This is a genomic window from Clostridium sp. FS41, from assembly GCF_000954015.1.
Classification (GTDB): Bacteria; Bacillota; Clostridia; order Lachnospirales; family Lachnospiraceae; genus Enterocloster; species Enterocloster citroniae.
Window position 1 is genome coordinate 486749 of record NZ_JYHN01000059.1, and the last position, 18988, is coordinate 505736.

The following is an 18988-nucleotide window of genomic DNA, read 5'->3' on the forward strand; positions in this document are numbered from 1 at the left end:
TTCCCCCATAAAATTGTTAAGGAGTCATCCAACAAACAGCAGATAACACCGACCTTTAATAAATCGATTCCTGCAGGACATGTTCTTCCTGACAACTGCGGCGGATCAGAATCCCTTCGTTTGTATCTTTTTTTGATATCCATTGTTTGGCCACCCGTCCTAAAAACTGCAATTCTATGTTCACATACCTAATTATTGCCATAAGTATAACAAAAGAAATAAAAAATAGCAAGGGGTGTCTTGGTGTCCAGGATGCTGCAGATTCTTGCTGTTTTTATTATGGTTGTTGGGGTGCAGTGAGTTATCTGTCATCATTTGGAACTTTAGATTGGCCTGGTTTGGTATTTTAATCATTTCTTCCTTTCCTAAGATTTGAAAGAGTTCTTTGCTTTGCGTACAAGCCTTTGTGCACAAGCCTTTTGTTCCAGGGTCAGGTAACTTTACCTAAAGGTCAGGGATCAGAAGTCTTTCTGCTTCTCCGATTCCCAGCCGGACCAGTTTAGTGATTGCAAGACGGAACTCATGGATCATGAGTGCTTCCAGATCACCGGAAAAACGGATGGGATCCCTGTCTTTCAGGGACTGGAGTAAGGTCTTATAAGATGAGAGACAGAAATCGGTCTGTCCCTCATCTTCTTTCCACATACTGCGCAGGCCATATCCCCAGAAGAGCTGCTTTAAAAGCTCGCTGTAAACGGTACGGACCGCCCGGTAGGGGGCAAACTGCCTTAACAGGTCAAGGGCGTCATAAGCAATAAGATGATACATCTGACGCGCTTCCATTGTAGTCAGGAATTCTATGCTTTTCTGCATTTGTTCAGCATCTAAGGATGATATTGTAAGTTCTGAAACCTCTTTACAGGACAGTGTTAAGATCTGCAGGCTCTGCGCCATATCCAAGAGACGTTTGCGGACCACCGGGTTATCAAAGTCGCAGTTACCCGCCGTCTCATGAAAAGGAAGGACCTTGGTTCCGATTCGTTTCATGGACTTGACCGCGCCAACGCCGTTGAGCAGGGAGAGGGTGCGGCGTACTGTGCTCACAGACACATTCCTCTCTTTGGACAGTCTGTTAAGGGAGGGCAGCAGCGTATCCACCGGATAACGGCCAAGGCTGATGTCGATCAGCAGGTCCATGGCAAGGGAATAGCAGATCTGTGACGCCTTTTTATAGGAATTCCAAGTAAAGGAAATCTCATCCTGCGGCGGCAGTGTGATCCGTTCCTTATAAAATTCACATAAGGACACAGACAGGAAATCCTGGGCCTGACAGATCAATTCCCTGAGAGGGTCCCAGTCTTGGTTAAGACAAAAGTCCAGGGACCGGGGGGCAAATTCATTGACGGCATAATCACACCATGGATTGTCCGGCACACATAAAAAAGGAGCTTCAAAGAACATATAGACCTGCCAGAGGAGCCGGGTAAGTAGGTCGTTGCCCAGGGAGTCGTATGCCTGCATCATATGGTTAAATGCTATAAAAGGCTGCAGGCCATGATTCCTCTTTCGTTCCATCATATTGGTGTAAATCTCCCCTGGGGCATTTTTCAGGCCGATCCACTGGGCATTGGTAAAGAGCGGACGCAAAGATCTGCTCAGATCGATCAATGCGCTCTTTCTAGGGGAAAAGAAAAGCTGGACATGCTGTTCTATTTCCTGTTCCCCGTAATCCTTAATGACGGTTGACCCCACATTCTGGGACAGGGTAACATATCCCTCCTGTTCCAACTGGAGATAAGCGCTGCGTATGGTATCCAGTGATACAAGGAAGTTTTCAGTGTTGTTTTCCATTGTGGGGAGAACATCGCCAAAGCGATAGGCACCAAATTGTATATGTGTCTTCAGAACATCATATACAATTTGGCACCGTTCCATATCATTTTTCACGTATTCACCTCGTTTTAACTATTTAATATACCATAGCAAGTATAACATGATTGCGGTTACTTGTAAAACGTTGCTATTCCCAATAAAATTTGGTATACTGGAAGCATTATTATGTATGTGAACATAGGGAAATAAAATCTGCAGTGATTCAGCCCGGACGGCGTGAGAGGAGTATTCCAGCAATGACAAAGGATACAGGGATTTCCATGGACCAGCTAGAGTCCATATTGGATCATTCACCAACAACCATTATTATCAGTTCTCTGGACAACCGGGAGCTTCTTTATGCAAATAAAGCTGCGCGTTCCAGAATATCCAAAAAGGGAAAGGACAGCCCTTTGACCTGTTATCAGGCGTTTGGATATGACAGTCCCTGTCCTACCTGTCCGTCAGGAAGGGTTGGACAGGAGGAATCCGCGCTCCGTGAACTTTATGATCCTGAGAACGGCCATACCTACCGGTTTGTTGGAAAGGATATTGACTGGGCCGGCCGCCCGGCACATATTGAGTATATCTCTGACATCAGCAAACAAAAGCTGCTGGAACAGGAGTTGGACCACCTTGTAAATTCCATTCCGGGCGGAATCGCAAGCTACGAGGTGAGGGAGGGCCGCTTTGTCCCCGTCTATTTCTCGGACGGTGTTATGGAAATCTCCGGCCACACCAGGGAAGAATACAATGAAATGGCTAAAAACGATGCATTGGATGTCATCTATGAGGCTGACCGGGACCGGGTAATGGCAGCCGCTGCAAAAGCGCTGGAAAGGGGGGAGGCTTTAGATGTATCTTACCGGATGCGCCACAAAGACGGCCGTCTGATCTGGGTTCACTTAAATGGACGGCAGATTAAATCCTCCTCTGTGGCCGCCATGTTCTATGCCGTGTTCACAGGGCTGTCCTCGGAAAGCCGCTTATATCAGAATATCACCAACGAAACCGCGGACAGCATCTATGTCATTGCAAAGGATACCTTTGAACTGCTCTATGTCAATGAAACCGACAGCATACTTTCACCAGCGCCTGGCTGTCTTGGCGAAAAATGTTATGCTGCCCTCCATCACCAAAAGGCGCCTTGCGGATTCTGCGGCATTATGGCTGGCAGGATGGAAGGCGAAGAGTATGAGATTAAAGAAGACGGAACTGAGCGGATCACCTATACCCGTTCCATTGAGACTGACTGGAACGGCATTCCTGCTTATGTAAAATACGTAAGGGATGTCACTGAGATAGTCCAGACCCGAAGGGATAAAGAACGTCTGGATCTTTACTTTAGAAGCATTGTAGAACAGTTCCCCGGGGGGATTTCCATGATGGCATATAGTCCGGACGGGACCATGAAGCTGGAATTTATTTCTCCGGGCTTTGCAGCCATGATGCAGCGGACCGTGGAGGAGGCGAAACGCCTGTATGATGAAGATATCTTTGCAAATATCCATCCCGAGGACGTGAAGAAGAATCTGCGTAAGCTAAATAAATTTTTAAAGAGCAAAAAAGGGTCATGCGAACTGATCGCACGTATGCAGCGGAAGGATGGAACTTATCTCTGGACCAGCAGTATGCTGTCCATGCTGCCTTCAACGGATGACATCCTCCGGATCTACATTGTGTACACGGATATCACCAAGACGGTCAAAGAGCAGGAACAGCTGCGGCGCCGGTACGATGAGCAACTTCTGGAGCATTATCATAAGACAGGAGCCAATGAACTGATCCTGGGGCACAGTAATATTTCCCGGGACCGTGTTGTGGAAATGAGGGATTCCACAAATTCCGCTCTTGTGAAGCGGTTTGGGACCAGCCGGGATGTTTTTTTCAGGGGCTTGCGGGGATGATCACAGATAAAGAGGATCACGAAACATTTTTAAACATGTTTATGAATGAATCTCTATTGGAAGCATACTCCCAGAATAAAACAGAGCAGGTGATGAAATGCTTCATCCAGCTGCCGGAGGAGAAATACGGGCGTTTCGTCCAGTTCAAAGTGAATCTTCTCACAGGGCCGGAGGCGGGGGAGGTCATAGGAATCCTTACGGTTACCGACATCACGGAAGAAAACATATCGGAACGGATCTTCCATCAGCTTTCTGTGACCAGCCATGACTTTGTGGTGGATGTGGACCTTCTCCATGATTCCTACAGGATACTGGCTTATTACAAAGGCGCTTCCTACATTCCGCCTCTTGAAGGTTCTCATTCGGGTCAGGCGGCAAATATGGCAGATTCTGTAGTGCTGCCAAAGGACAGCAGACAGTTTGTATATGCGCTGGATGCGGAAGAAATGCGCAGAAGATTAAAGAAAGGTCCCTATACCATTACCTTTTCCACGGCAAATCATGGGGATATCCGCATAAAGAACATGACCATTGCCTCCATTGAACCTCTCCTGGAGCGCTATTGCATGGTGTGTACGGATATCACGGATTCTGTCAGGGAACAGCAGGGGCTGCTGCACATGATGGCATATACATTTGAACTCATGGGACTGCTGGATATCAGCAGCGGGAGCGTTACCATGTACACCAGAAACATGGTCCTGGAAAACCTGCTCCCTGACACCATAGAGAATTATGAGGAAGCGGTTGAGATCTTTACTGATCACGATATCGTGTCTGAATCCGTAAAGGATGTGCAGGATCAGTTTCAGATCCGCTGGATCCTTAACCGGCTGGAACAGGAGCCGTCTGGATATGATTTTGTAGCAGCCTGCCAATGCGAAAATGGTCTCAGGTATAAACAGTTCAGTATGCTTTGGGGTAACAGGAATCATGATACGGTCTGTGTGGTCCGGGCGGATGTTACGGACATGATCGCTGAGGAGCGCAAGGTGAAAACGGAATTGGAAAACGCTCTGGCCAACGCGGAGGCGGCCAATGAGGCAAAAAGTAATTTCTTATCCGCCATGAGCCATGATATCCGCACCCCCATGAACGCCATTGTGGGCATGACGACCCTGGCTTTTGCTCATATGGATGACAGGAAGAGGCTGGAGGACTGCCTGCAAAAGATTACTGTATCCAGCAGGCATTTACTAAGCCTGGTAAATGATGTGCTGGATATGAGCCGGATCGAGCAGTCCAGGATATCACTGAACCATATGAAGCTTCTGCTTCCCGATATCGTGGACCAGCTGACTGCGATCCTGATCCCCCAGGCCAGGGAGCAGGGCGTGCGGCTGTCTGTTTGCCTGGAGCAGGCTTCCCATACCGCTTTTTACGGTGACTCACTGAGGATCAATCAGATTCTGATCAATCTGTTGAGCAACGCGATTAAGTTTACCCCTGCTGGCGGCAGGGTGGATTTTTTTGTGGAAGAGTTTGCGCCTGATCATGCACCGGCGGATGCAGGGGCGGATGCAGAGGCGGAAGAACCTGCAACGGATCATACGCAGGCGGATATACGGTACCGGTTTACCGTGCAGGACACGGGAATTGGAATGAGCGGAGAATTCCTGAAGCATATTTTTGAACCATTTACCCGGGAACAGGCAGCGGCACAGATCGAAGGCACCGGTTTGGGGTTAAGCATTGCAAAGAGACTGGTTGATATAATGGGAGGCGAAATCTCAGTGGAGAGCAGGATCGGACAGGGCAGCAGATTTACCGTGGAACTGGAGTTTGAAAAGGCAGAACCTTCTTTAAACGTGAACGCGGACAAGGGAGAGACCTCTGATTCCAAGATGACGGACCTATTGACCGGACGCCGCTTTCTGGTGGCCGAGGATAATGAGATCAATGCTGAAATCCTCCGCGAACTCCTTTATATGGAAGGGGCCTCCTGTGTACGCAGGGAAGACGGAGTCCGAACGGTGGAAGCCTTCCGATCAGCAGAACCAGGGACCTATGATGCCATACTGATGGATATCCAGATGCCTGGAATGAACGGATATGAAGCAACCCGCGCAATCCGCAGCCTGGACCGTAGGGATGCAAAGGAGGTACCGATCATAGCTATGACAGCCAATGCCTTTGCGGAAGATGTCCAGGCGGCATTGGAGGCAGGGATGAATGCCCATGTGGCAAAACCCATTGACATGGATCTGCTGCGGGCCGCCTTAGGTAAGGTGTTCTGACACAGGGCAAATACACACCACCAATGGGCATTATTAATAAAAGTGTATTGATGCATTAAATCTGGATCCGGATATAAAGATAGTGATCGATCAACTGCTGGCAGAGAGGGATGGGATGAATATGGAGAAAACATCCCTTGCATATTGGGCGGGGATGATGGATGCCATTATTATTTTACGGAATATGGATATCATTACCCTGGCGTAACTTGTTGTTTATATAAAATAGTGGTAAACTACTAATAGTGAATAAGGACAGGACCTTCAGGTTTTTTACCCCAGAGGTCCTGTCCATAAAAAAAGGATGACCGGAATGGATACGATCATTGTTCGTGGAAATAAGCCACTGATACTCATAGCCGTTCTGATGTTTGCGGCTGCCTTTATCTTTTTACCTATTATTATCTATTCTGACCTAAATGGAAATGAGACAGTTTTGTTTGGCTATATAATGGCCGCGGGTTTCTTTGCCGGCGGTTTGCTTTTACTGCTGTATTATAAGCTGCGCCGGTTTACTGTAGACAAAAAAGAGTGCTGTTACCGAACTATGTTCGGCAGAACGCGCCGGTTTGAACTGCGGGATATCAAACTGGTTAAGGTCACGGTCAAATCTGACACAGTGATACGTCTGTATAATATGGACGGTCAGTGCCTGGCACGTCTGGAGGGCAGCATGAGGGGAAGCGCTGAACTGCTGAAATTCTTTGAGATGAGAGAAATCCCCATTACACTGCAGGATGTATCCATCCGTGAGGGAAAGGTGACTGTAAAACAGGACCAGGGCGAAGTGAATGAAAGGATTTGGGCAAAACACCCGCGTTTTTATCAATCACCGTTATGGATCAGGCGTGTAAGGCTGATGTTGAAACTGATGAATATCGCCGGAGTTGTGCTTGCGGTGGCGGCATGGCAGTTATTTGATATAAGACAGGAAGGTCTGGTATACATATTCTGTCCCCTTGCCTTTTATATTACATATCTTTTATTTTACCGGATCATTGTATTTGAGGTTCCGAAGACGGCCACAAAACATTGGAAGGAGACACATATCAATTTCCCCTTTGCAGCCTTGACCTGCATCACGCTTTTTGCAATCTATGACGCACGCGGCATTAACCTGCGGGGAGGAAGGGTGTATTTATTCATACCGGTGGTAGCCCTGATCCTTATGATCCCGGTTTTATTGATCGCCCGCCCTGCCCGTTCGCGCAAAACAGTGTTGGGGATATGCCTCCTTTTGCTAGTGTACGGCTATATCAGTATGCCCTATGTCAACTGGGTCTTTTGTACCGGACAGCCGGAATATGAACCAGGAGTCGTGGTGGATAAGGCGCATTGACAGGCCGCATTGACAGGACTGTCAGCCATAAAACGGTCTATGCTAAAGGCCGGGATATACAGGCGGATTTATGATCCCCTTGTGTATCCCGGCCTTTGTTTGTCCATGGAGCGGGCAGCTCAAACGCTTTTACCAGTGCCGCGGGACCTTTGGACCAGTCTCACAGTGAGCCGGCCGTGAGCTGATTTAAAATAAAGTCCAGATCCTTTGCAGACTGTTCCATCAGGTCATAGGTGTAGTCATGGAGACACCAGTCCAGAATGGTTCCTCGGCCCACCCGAAGCAAAAAATCCGTGATCTCTTCGGGATCCATGGGAATGCTGCCATGGCCGGAGTCCATGGTCTGGGCAGGCGGGGTGATAAGTCCCTCATCCACAGCCTGCCTCACGAATCCCAGGACCGCCTGATAGTAGGAACGGCTTTTTTTGGTAATATAATTGTCCCTGATGGAGAGCTGGGAGATATAAAGCTCTTTGGCAAATTGTGCTCCGTTATCAAATATGTACTGATTTAGGCTCAGCACAATGTGGCGGACGGCCTTGACCGGGTCCTTTTCATGATATGAGTTTAAAAATTCGCTCAGGCCCTCATCATAGGATGCAAAGCCCTGGGCGATCAGATCTTCCTTGGATGAGTAATGGTGGTAAAAGGCTCCGGTGGAAACGCCGCTTTTTTCACAGAGCCTGCGGATGGTCAGGGCAGGGTAGCCCTCCTCGCGGATCAGCTCATATGCGGTGTACAATAATTTTCGTTTTGTTGTCATGGCTTGTTTCTGCCGGTTGGTCATTTCCATGTTCCATCCTCCATCTTCCTTGTGGTCGTCAGACGCTTATGGATTATTCTAGTATAAAAAGTTGAAAAAAACAAGAGAAGAGCGTTGACATTTTCCTGTCAGTCTGTTAAACTTCATTTCAGATAACATGTTCGGCGAACAATGATATGCGAAAGGAGACAGCAAAATGAAAACCAGGTATGAGGCTTTATTTGAACCAGCGTATATTGGCAAATGTAAGCTGAAGAACAAGATGGCCATGGCTCCCATGGGGCCCATCGGCTATGCGGACCCACATTTTGCCTTTAACCAGAGACTCCAGGATTACTATGTGGAGCGGGCGAAAGGCGGCATCGGTCTGATCATCACAGGTGTCTGTACCGTGAATGTGGATGTAGAGGGCATTGGCTCACCGGGTATTCCGTGCGTAACCAAGAACCCCAAGGCATTTGTACATAACGGGAACCAGATGAATGACAGGATCCACGCCTATGGGGCTAAGATCTTTTTGCAGATGACTGCCAATGCAGGAAGGAGTACCATGCCCGGCATGGTTCAAAACTGTATTGCGCCGTCCGCCCAGGAGAACCGGTTTGATCCGTCTCTCATCCATCGTGAGATGACCAGGGAGGAGATCCGGCAGTATACAAACGATTTTATAAAAGGCGCTGTCATCGCCAAGCGGTCAGGATTTGACGGAGTAGAAATCCATGCGGTCCACGAGGGATACCTGTTGGACCAGTTCGCCATCGCTCTCTATAACCATCGGGAGGATGAGTACGGCGGAAGCCTGGAGAACCGTCTGCGCTTTGCCACTGATATTGTCCGCGGGATCAAACATGCCTGCGGTCAGGATTTCCCCGTGTCCCTGCGCTTCAGTTTAAAGAGCTGCATGAAGGGGCTGCGTCAGGGAGCCCTTCCGGGTGAAGTCTATGATGAGGCCGGGCGGGATATAGATGAGGGGATCCAGGCGGCAAAGCTACTGGTATCCGCCGGTTACGATGCTCTGAATGTAGATGCCGGAACTTATGATTCCTGGTACTGGAACCATCCGCCCATGTATTTTGAGGAGGAAGGGATGTACCGGCCATTTGGTGAGATCCTGAAAAAAGAGGTGGATGTACCCATCATCCTGGCGGGCCGGATGGAGAACCCGGATATTGCCGTGGAGGCATTGGGAAAATCCTGCGATATCGTGGAATACGGCCGCCAGCTTCTGGCCGACCCGGATTACCCGGAGAAGCTGCGCAGAGGCCGTCTGGACGAGGTACGGCCCTGCCTGGGATGCCATGAAGGATGTCTGGGAAGGATTTCAAAGGCTCCTGTGTCCTGCGCGGTGAATCCGGCCTGCGGGCGTGAGATGATCTATGGGATCACCCCCGGGGCCAGGAAGAAAACCGTCCTGATCGTGGGCGGAGGCGTGGCTGGCTGTGAGTGCGCCCGGGTAGCTGCCGCAAGAGGGCACAAAGTGATCCTGTGTGAAAAGTCCGGCTGTCTGGGCGGCAACCTGATCCCCGGCGGCATGCCGGAATTTAAGCGCTATGACCATCAGCTGGTGCGCTGGTATGAACGGCAGCTGGAGCTGGCCGGCGTAGAGGTGCGTCTGGGACAGGAGATGAATGCCGGGGAAGTGGAGCGCTTTCCGGCAGATGTGGTGGTCATCGCAACCGGGTCCGTCCCCATCCGGCTTTGCCGGGAAGAACTGTCCGCGGCCGTGACGGCGGATGAGGTGCTGATGGGCCGTGTGGTCCCGGGAGAACATGTGGTCATTATCGGCGGCGGCCTGGTAGGATGCGAGACAGGACTGTGGCTTGCAAAGCAGGGGAAAAAGGTGACCGTGGTGGAGATGCTTCCGGAGATTCTGGGCGGACCCAAGGCCCTGCCGTTTATGAACTATTCCATGCTCCTGGATCTTCTGAAGTATCATGGGGTAAAGATTTTAAAGAACGCCCGGATTACCTCCATCCATGACCGTATTGCGTCAGTGGAGCAAGAGGGCGGAATAACACAGCTGGAAGCAGACACAGTGATCTCCGCCGTGGGATACCGGTCCGAGAACCGGCTGTATGAGGCAGTGAAAAACATGGACCGGGAACTTTACAATGTGGGGGATTCCAGCCGGGTTCACAATATCATGTACGCCATATGGGATGCATATGAAGTGGCAAGGAATATAAAGGGGGAAACAGGAATGAAAAAACAGTATGAGCATTTGATCATAAAAGGTATACGCTGGGTGGATTCCCTGCCGGATCATGAAGGTTCTGTGGGAGGGAAAGGATTTCCCATTCTGATGAACGGGGAACTGGTGCCGCAGGCCAATGCCTGGGTGTGCCCAACCGTATTCCAGATCACCGGGCGCCAGTCGGAGATCGTGGCTTCGGGCACAGGCGCAAAGGCCAACCCGCATATCCATGAAGGGGATGAGATGTATCTGATCCTGGGAGAAAAGGGGGATGTGGAATTCTGCATTACGTTGGGGGACGACACCTATTACCTGGAATCACCCAGTGCGGTTTATATCCCGGCGGGGCTTCCACATTCCATCCGTCCCACACGTTTTACCGAGGGGACCTACGGGGGATCCTGTCAGATCTACCTTTCCAGGGATTACGTGACAAAGCCGGTGCCCGAGCATCCGATGCGGATTGAGAATACGGAACATCTGATCGTAGGTGACATCCAGTGGGTGAAGAGTCTTCCGGACCACGAAGGTTCCGTGGGGGACAAAGGCTTTCCAATCCTGATGAACGGAGATCTGGTGCCGGAGGCCAATGCCTGGGTATGCCCAACCCTGTTTCTGGCAACCGAGCGCCAGGTGAAGATCGTGGAAGCCGGTACAGGGCCGAAGGCCAATCCGCATACCCACGAAGGGGATGAGATGTATCTGATCCTGGGGGATGAGGATGTTGTGGAATTCCAGATCACACTGGGAAATGATACCTATGATCTAACATCCCCCTGTGCAGTGTACATCCCGGCCGGCCTGCCCCATTCCATACGCGCCACAAAGTTCACCCAGGGGCGGTACGGAGGTTCCTGCCAGATCTATCTGGATAAAAATTATGTGACCAGACCGGTTTAAAAGTAAGGGATTCCAGAAACTGATAATTGAACGGAAGAGAGAGGGTCTGCTGTACCAGATTGGTGCGGCGGATCCTTTTTTGGGGACAGAGGGGGAGGCAAGATGGTGTCTAAGCGACCAGACAGGATTGTGAACAGAAGAATGAAGTAATGAGATGATTGACATTTCCATGCGCTAATATTAGAATGAGAAAAGCTGGTTATGCATCTATACGCATTAGGCAAATAGGGCATACACGACAAATTGAATTTATTGAAGGGATAATAATGAGAATCGAAACAGAGCGGCTTAATATTATTGCACTTACCCCAGAGCAACTTGAGCTATGGATGCATAGCATTGGAGAACTTGAAAAGGAACTGCTATGCTCATACAAGGCGGAGCCAATGGAAGGCCTATTTCGTGAAATTGTATGCGGACAAGCAGAAAAATCTAAAAAGGATCCGGACAATTACCTATGGCACACTTTTTGGTTTATTATTAAAAAGACGGATCATTGTGTAGTTGGATCGGTTGATTTTAAGGACGTTCCTAACAGTGACGGAGAAGTTGAAATAGGCTATGGCTTAGGGCGTGAATTTGAGCATAACGGTTATATGACAGAAACGGTTCAGGCGTTTTGTAATTGGGCTTTGCAGCAGGACAAAGTCAAGCACATTATTGCTGAAACAGATGTTGACGGCGCTTCATCGCAAAGAATTCTAACAAGATGCGGTTTCAGAGAATATGCCAGAAATGATACTGTATGGTGGCGGTTATAAATCCCGGTTTGCAGGCTTTGCAAATATCCCAGCTGCACATGGCATCCAGGCAGAAGTCGTCCGGGTGGACGTTATAACAGGGGATCTTCAGGAGGATTTTACTATGAAACAGGATTAGAAAGAAGCGCTTCATATTCCTGCTGGGGCATGGGGCGGTAGAACACATAACCCTGGATGTAATCGCAGCCGATCCCTTTTAAAAATTCAACCTGTTCCATGGATTCGATCCCTTCGGCAACGGTCCGGATATTAAATTTTTTCACCAGTGATACAATGCTTTCAACCAGCGAAAGATCACGGCTTTGATCCGGGCCTTCCTCAAAAAAGAAACTATCGATCTTTAACACATCGATGGGCAGGTTTTTCAAAAGTCCCAGGGAGGAATAACCCTTTCCAAAGTCATCAATGGAGCAGGAGAATCCGGCGTCCTTGAGCCGCTTGACGGTTTGCAGGAGCAGGGCGGAGTTGTCAAAGACCATGGATTCCGTGAATTCAATTTCCAGAAGCTGGGGCGGGATGGAATACTTGTCACGGATGCTTATGTATTTATCAACAAAATGCTGGTCATAAAATTGAAGCCGTGACACGTTCACAGATACAGGAAGTGCCTGTATTCCTGAATCCAGCAGGTTCCGGAGCCATCGGCATACATTCTCGTACACATACTGGTCCAGTCTGTCGATCATATATTTTCTCTCAAATACAGGAATAAAACGGTCCGGTGCAATGATGGTTCCTGACTGGGACTGCCAGCGGACCAGAGCCTCGGAGCAGCCGATCTTACCGGTTGCAAGGTCCACCTTTGGCTGGTAGTAGACAGTAAATTCCCGGTTTTCAATGGCGGTCAGCATCCTGTTTTCAATATCCTTTTCTTCCCAAAGATGGCTGCGAATGCTTTCATCATAATAAGCGTAATTCTGATTGGCGCCGGTTTTGACTGTTTTTCTTGCAAAGTTGGCCCGGTCTAACAGCCCATCGATATTCAGCGTCTCAACAACATCTTCCACACAGCATATGCCGCAGCTGGTGGGCAGCAGCTGGCCGTCATGAAGCGTGCTCATGTATTGAAGGATCTCCAAATCTGCCTCTGACTGGCGCTTTCCAATCTCACTTTTATCTTTATAATGGAGAAGGAGCACAAAGTTGTCCGCCGATACGCGGCCGCGCCTTTTCCTTGAAGGCGTTCATCAAATAGACACCGGTAAGGGCATCCCGCTGGGTCAGATCACTGAGTTTTTTGTTCTGGACCTCAAGTCTCAGCAGATTCTTGGAGTTTGCCCAAAAGATAAAGATCCAGGTAAGGGACATGATCCCGATCATTACAAGACATACGCTTAACAGGAACCGCATTTGCCGTGCCGAATACGCATCCGCGGAAAAGACCGTGCGGTTGGCCTGCTCAAAAAAATCCTCGCTTAGAGCAAGGAGCTTTGTGCTGTCGCCGGACCCGCTGCGGTTGGCGGCGATCTCGGACTTGATCTGAGTCCACATCAGCTCCAGCTCTGCCAGCTCCATCTGATAGGCAGGATCGCCGGGGTCCGGAAGGCCGTATATTGCCTCCCCGCCCTGCAGTTCCGAAAGGATGCCGTCCAGATATTCGATCATCTCATCACTGGGCTGATCGGAAATCTCCAGTTTGATGAGCCGCTGGCTGGCACCGCGGACAATACCCACATAATTAATAAGCCGTCCGTTGGTCTGGGATTGGAGCAGAGTGTGGATCGTAACCCCGCTGAAGAGAAAGAGTAATAAGAATAAAGAGATAAGCCCGCCTTTGAAAAATCGCTTCATAAAAATTGCCTTCTGCAGCCAAAGCTGTCTTTCTGATTTGATATGTTTATTTCATGATCAGGTCTTGTTTTTCAGGCATGTTCATTGTTAATAAGTATAACATACTGTTCACAAGGGGTCCAGCATCTCTTTTACAAGAGGGGGAGATTAACAGGCCGGTTCGTTTAGCGTCTGCGGTATTATTTAGAAAATACTTAAAAACTTGTAAGAAAATGGCAATCAAATATTTCGATTTTGTGATGCAACTTTGATACATTTCCATGCTATCATGATACAGAACGTACATACAATAAAAGATACATGCAACAAACATACATGGCGTGAAGGACGCCGAAGGGGAGGAAGGAAGATGGAACACAGGATCACAAGATGGCGGACCACGCTGTTCAGTATTGCATTATGCAGTATGCTGGCCGGCTGCGGACATGAGGAAGGGATACAGCAGCCGGAGAATACGGATACAAGTGCAGAACAACAGCAGGAGATTAATATAAATACACAGCAGGAGGACCGGCAGCAGGACCCACGGCAGCTGGACCAGCCGGAAGGCGGTCCGTTAAATGGAGGGACAGCGGCTGGTGGAACAGATAGCGGTGACGGCAGGCAGATTCCGGACCAGACGTTTGAACTGGACCTGGCTCCTCTCGGCCGGGTGACGTTTGTTTCCTATGGGCCGGATGTGGACCGGGATCCCCAGTCGGACGTTGTGTTTCAAATACAAAAGGACGGCCGTGTCACCCAGACCCTGGAGGGCATGTATGGGGATAATATCCGTGCAGAGGAGTCCTTCAACCGTGTGGAGGCCGTCTCATTTCCCGATTACAACAATGACGGTTATGATGATATAATTACCATATGCAGCTATACACCCGCGTCCGGGGCGGAGATGGGAACCGGGTATTCAGAGGCAAGGATCTACAGCGGAAATGCACAGGGCTCATTTACCCTGGAGAGAGGGGTGACGGATGCTGCCAATTCTGCTGTTGCAGAGAAAACGGTCAGATCCATCCTGGGGTTCATGGGAGTGGGCCGCGGTAATGCACAGACAGATGCACAGCCGAACGCCCAGGCAGATGCACAGCCAGACACCCAGTCAGATACCCGGGCAACGTCCGGTTGGAAGCAGGCGTATATCGACCATCTGCAGCAGCTGGATGATAACGGGTGGGATGGTTACAGTCTGATCTATATAGATGATGACACGATACCGGAGCTGGTGAAAGTGGGGTGCTGTGAAGCCATGGGCTGCAGCATTGTCAGCTATGGGGATGATGGTATAAATGAAACATCTCTGAACAGGCTGTATTTTTCTTATATTGAAAGAGGCGGACTTTTGTGTAATTCAGAGGGAAACATGGATTACTATTATGACCTGGTCTACCGTATGGAGAAGGGCCGCCTGACCCAGATCGCCTCCGGTTACCGCGGTGCCCTGGATACGCCCAGGGAGTTTGATGCAAATGGGAATTTGGTGTATGTGTATGAATGGGAGGGAGTACGGATGGGGGAAAAGGAGTATGAACAGGCCCTGGATCAGGTTTATGACGGGGACAAGGCCAGACGGGGATATGAAAGGGATATGCTGATGACCAGGGAAGAGGCGATACGGGCCATAGAAACACACGCGCAGTAAGGATGGTCGTGACTGTCTTTGACCGGATGATGTTCAAGGCCGGATCAGCCGCCTATTCCAACAACTTAAAACCAGTATATACCATACCAAGGGAGGCTGACCGGCAGAACGATTGTCCGGACAGTTTCCTTTTTTTGCAAAGAAATATTTGCATGGTAGTAATTCTTATGGTAAAATTTGTGTAACACACTTATGAGCAGAGTTGGATCATTATCTCTTAATATATAGTGGGAAGCGCCGAAGGGAGGGAGTAGATGTCGTCTGGGGTTTATTTTTGATAGGGATTGCTGCCTTCCATTTGTTTGTTTTTTATCTATGGCCGTACATCCCTTTATTCAATGCCAACACTGGGATATCCTCAAAAACCCACAACTGGCAATTGGCCGAAGGCGGCATTTCCTGATGCACTTTTGTCTACTTTTTGGTGTGCCTTTAATCTCAATCTTCTGATGCTTTACATCATCGCATATTTCTGCCATATCCTTTGGTGGCTTCACACCCAGGATAGCTGTGGAAAGAACTTTTCTCCGTCAACCTGTTGCATATCATGACTGTATCCATTCACATGGTTGTTATCGCATTCTGCGCTCTGGCCAGGGGAGTACATAAAGGCCTGTTTAAGTTTATTTCCATGCTGCCCGGGACAGATCTGGCTATGTACCATGACAAAGAGGGAAGAAGAGGGCAGGAGGTACGCAGCAGCTTCGTCATTCCTGCGGGAAGAATCAGCGAACGGGAAAATGTACTTGAAAAGAGGTTCAAACAGGACAGATCAGATGAATAGGACAGATAAATAGATCAGGCGGAAAGGGGACAAAGAAACAATGGGGCTTCTGTTAATGGGACAAGATCCAAAATTCCAGCGATTAACCAATGAAATATTTATCCGTCAGCTCGGGGCGGATACCCGTCTCCAGGAGGAATTGGACGGAAGGGAAAGGCAGAAAATGTACCAGGATGTGCAGTATAATGTGGATTTTCTTTATACCGCCCTGGAACTGGAAGATGAAGGGATATTTGAGCAGTATGCCAGATGGCTTTTCCAGCTGCTCTCTCCCCTTATGTCATATTGTACCAGGGAACGGCTCAGGGATATCATGGTGGACCATTATGAGATGATCCGCAGCTGTATGGAATCAATGATGGACGACAAACAGCCAAAGCTTCACAGACTTCTTGACTGCGCGATCCGAGCTACGGTGGAGGAATGTGCCTGCGGCAGCCAACAGCAGAAGGTATCAGAAGCATATGAACAGGAGATTACACGGTATTTAGACTGTATGCTGCAGGCTGACACCAAAGGCGCCATAACCCTAATTACAGAATATGTAAAGACTGGTATTCCTCTCAGCGATATCTGTGTGGATATCGTGGCGGAGGCAATGCGAAGGGTGGGCGACCTTTGGCACAGCCACCAGATCTCAGTGGACATGGAGCATTACTGCACCTCCATCACCCAAATGTCCCTTTCCCAGCTTTATCCCCTGATCTTTAATCAGAAGAGGAAGGGAAAGAAGGTTTTAGTGGCATGTGTGGGCAGCGAACTCCACGAGATAGGCGCCCGCATGGTGGCTGATATGTTTGAATACAGCGGCTGGGACAGCATTTATCTGGGAGCCGCGGTTCCTGTAGAGGCGGTTGAGAATGCGGTGAGGGACCATGCCCCGGTTCTGGTGGCATTGTCAGTCACCATGCCCCAGCATCTGCCGCTGTGCAGGGCGGCTGTGGAACGTCTGCGGATCACATGTCCCCAGGTGAGGATAGCGGTAGGGGGCCATGCATTTGAACAGACAGAGGTGTGGAAGAACTGGGATGTGGATATTTACACAAAGGATGCAAAAGAACTTGTGACATGGGCGGACAATAAAATATGATCTTATATATTGCGTTATGTGACAAATGGGGAATTGTAAAACGTGTGATCCGCAGTGTCCCCATAGGTATTGTGAATGAGGGAAAGGATGTAAGACTTCTTTTTGAGGATAGAGAAAAGCTGGATGTACTGCTTTGCGGGCAGTCAGGTCCTGAGGATTCCCCGCGCCTTCCCATGAAGATAGAAGGGAACCCTCTGGTTTATGTTACGGTGAGGAACATTGAATCCCAACTGCTGTTTCTGGCCTATGATGTGGACGGGGATGCTTCCGATCTGTCCCGTCTTGTGGAACTGGTCCTGTCATCTATGGCAGCGGTACGGGAAACCACAGGGCAGGAGGAATATGGAGCGGGTTACTATGAGATTCAGAAGTTGAACAGCCAGCTGATCAATTATCAGAGGACACAGGCTAAAACAAATGCCCAGCTTCAGAGATTGTTGGAAGAGGCATGGAAGGCAAAGGGGCTGATCGAGATGCTGGAGAGGGATACGCTCACCGGTTTATATACGGAAAAAGCTTTTTGTGAGCGGGCGTCTGGCGTACTTCATGCTCATCCGCAGCAGGAATATGATATCATCGCAGTGGATATTGAACAGTTTAAAATTGTAAATGATGTCTTTGGTACAATGACAGGGGATCAGCTTCTCAGAGACCTGTCCGCGACCCTGATAGGATTTCAGACAGATGAACTGAAACTTATGACAAGAGCCAGGGCGGATACCTTCTTTATGCTGCTTGTAAGGGAGAAAAGCTATGAGGTTTTGGACAGGAGTATCTGCTCTTTTTTGGAAAATTATCCCTTGCCCATGCGTCTGCAGATCAAGACCGGGATTTACCGCATAGAAGAAAGGGAACTTGCAGTGGAACGAATGTGTGACCGTGCACTCCTGGCCGCCGTCAGCATCAAGGGGAATTATGATTGCAGAATGATACAGTTTAATGATAAGATGCATGAGAAGATGATGATGGAGCAGAAGATCGTCAATACCATGGTGGAGTCCCTTGAAAAGGGGGAATTTATGGTCTACCTGCAGCCAAAGGTGGAGATAGATACCGGAAGAATCATCGGAGCTGAGGCATTGGTCCGCTGGAACCACCCTAAACTGGGGATCATTTCCCCCTGTGATTTTATCCCTGTATTTGAACAGAACGGTTTCATCTATACAGTGGATCTGTATGTATGGGAAAAAGCGTGTAGCATGATGCGTGCTTGGAGGATGGCTGGCCTTACTGAAATACCGGTGTCCGTAAATGTGTCCAGAACGGATCTGTATCACGAGGACCTTCCGGATCGGCTGGTCCAATTAACGGAAACGTATGGCTTATCCCCCCAGGCACTTCACCTGGAGATCACAGAATCCGTCTATGTGAGGGATGCGTCACAGATGCTTATATCGATCAAACGTTTGAAAAAGGCTGGTTTTATGATAGAGATGGATGACTTTGGAAGCGGCTATTCTTCCCTTAATATCCTTTATGAACTGCCCATCGATGTGATGAAGCTGGATATGATGTTTTTAGGCAGAGCAGACCATGAATCGCGCAGGCAGACCGTTATGCGTCTGGTGATCAATCTGGCAAAGGAGCTGAACCTGCAGATTATTGCTGAAGGTGTTGAGACAGAGGAACAGGCCCAGCTGCTTAAATGCCTGGGATGCGGGCTGGCCCAAGGATATCTATATGGCCGTCCTGTTCCTGAACCGGAGTTTACCCGGTGTCTGCCCATGAAGGAGATAAAGAAGGAAACATGACGGGCATTTTATAAATGTTAAAAGAA

12 protein-coding genes and 1 pseudogene are annotated in these 18988 nt (G+C 49.1%); 9 read left to right on the forward strand and 4 right to left on the reverse strand.

The genetic code is table 11. The features are described from left to right. Positions 1-444 precede the first annotated feature (444 nt). Complete coding sequence (locus CLFS41_RS14265) at positions 445-1887, reverse strand: GntR family transcriptional regulator (protein ID WP_045092623.1); 1443 nt, start codon at positions 1885-1887, stop codon at positions 445-447. 182 nt (positions 1888-2069) lie between these two features. Here CLFS41_RS14265 and CLFS41_RS30740 point away from each other — a divergent pair, with 182 nt between their 5' ends. The 3 genes from CLFS41_RS30740 (at position 2070) to CLFS41_RS14275 (ending at position 7295) form a co-directional block, all read left to right on the forward strand. Continuing rightward, positions 2070-3719 carry a PAS domain-containing protein gene (locus CLFS41_RS30740; RefSeq protein WP_242856852.1) on the forward strand — a complete coding sequence of 550 codons (1650 nt, stop codon included), beginning with the start codon at positions 2070-2072 and terminating at the stop codon, positions 3717-3719. After that, positions 3716-5956, forward strand: coding sequence for an ATP-binding protein (locus CLFS41_RS30745; protein ID WP_242856860.1), 2241 nt, complete (start codon positions 3716-3718; stop codon positions 5954-5956). The genes CLFS41_RS30740 and CLFS41_RS30745 overlap by 4 nt, the downstream gene beginning before the upstream one ends. Positions 5957-6269: 313 nt before the next feature. After that, on the forward strand, positions 6270-7295 hold the full coding sequence (locus CLFS41_RS14275) for a hypothetical protein (RefSeq protein ID WP_045092624.1): 1026 nt from the start codon (positions 6270-6272) through the stop codon (positions 7293-7295). A 160-nt stretch (positions 7296-7455) separates the two neighbouring features. Here CLFS41_RS14275 and CLFS41_RS14280 read toward each other — a convergent pair whose 3' ends face one another. Continuing rightward, on the reverse strand, positions 7456-8088 hold the full coding sequence (locus CLFS41_RS14280; RefSeq protein WP_045092625.1) for a TetR/AcrR family transcriptional regulator: 633 nt from the start codon (positions 8086-8088) through the stop codon (positions 7456-7458). 166 nt (positions 8089-8254) lie between these two features. Here CLFS41_RS14280 and CLFS41_RS14285 point away from each other — a divergent pair. Together CLFS41_RS14285 and CLFS41_RS14290 are read left to right on the forward strand one after the other, a co-directional pair. Beyond that, positions 8255-10243 (forward strand): annotated as a pseudogene (locus CLFS41_RS14285) (FAD-dependent oxidoreductase); the annotation flags it as partial. 1175 nt (positions 10244-11418) lie between these two features. Further along, entirely contained in the window at positions 11419-11913 is a 495-nt protein-coding gene (locus CLFS41_RS14290) for a GNAT family N-acetyltransferase (protein ID WP_045092680.1), read from the forward strand. Between the two features lie 101 nt (positions 11914-12014). On the opposite strand, the gene CLFS41_RS30750 is transcribed toward CLFS41_RS14290, so the two are convergent. Then, entirely contained in the window at positions 12015-12974 is a 960-nt protein-coding gene (locus tag CLFS41_RS30750; RefSeq protein WP_242856862.1) for an EAL domain-containing protein, read from the reverse strand. Positions 12975-13032: 58 nt separating this feature from the next. Beyond that, positions 13033-13704 carry a hypothetical protein gene (locus tag CLFS41_RS30755; protein WP_242856863.1) on the reverse strand — a complete coding sequence of 224 codons (672 nt, stop codon included), beginning with the start codon at positions 13702-13704 and terminating at the stop codon, positions 13033-13035. 349 nt (positions 13705-14053) lie between these two features. Here CLFS41_RS30755 and CLFS41_RS14300 point away from each other — a divergent pair, with 349 nt between their 5' ends. From CLFS41_RS14300 to CLFS41_RS14320, 4 genes are all read left to right on the forward strand, one after another. Next, positions 14054-15337 carry a hypothetical protein gene (locus tag CLFS41_RS14300; RefSeq protein WP_045092626.1) on the forward strand — a complete coding sequence of 428 codons (1284 nt, stop codon included), beginning with the start codon at positions 14054-14056 and terminating at the stop codon, positions 15335-15337. A 547-nt stretch (positions 15338-15884) separates the two neighbouring features. Beyond that, a complete protein-coding gene (locus CLFS41_RS14310) occupies positions 15885-16121 on the forward strand; it encodes a hypothetical protein (protein ID WP_045092628.1) in 237 nt (78 codons plus the stop codon). Between the two features lie 40 nt (positions 16122-16161). Continuing rightward, positions 16162-17211, forward strand: a complete 1050-nt coding sequence (locus CLFS41_RS14315; protein WP_045092629.1) for a cobalamin-dependent protein — start codon at positions 16162-16164, stop codon at positions 17209-17211. Continuing rightward, entirely contained in the window at positions 17208-18962 is a 1755-nt protein-coding gene (locus CLFS41_RS14320) for a GGDEF domain-containing phosphodiesterase (RefSeq protein WP_052665736.1), read from the forward strand. The genes CLFS41_RS14315 and CLFS41_RS14320 overlap by 4 nt, the downstream gene beginning before the upstream one ends. The last annotated feature ends 26 nt before the right edge of the window (positions 18963-18988 follow it).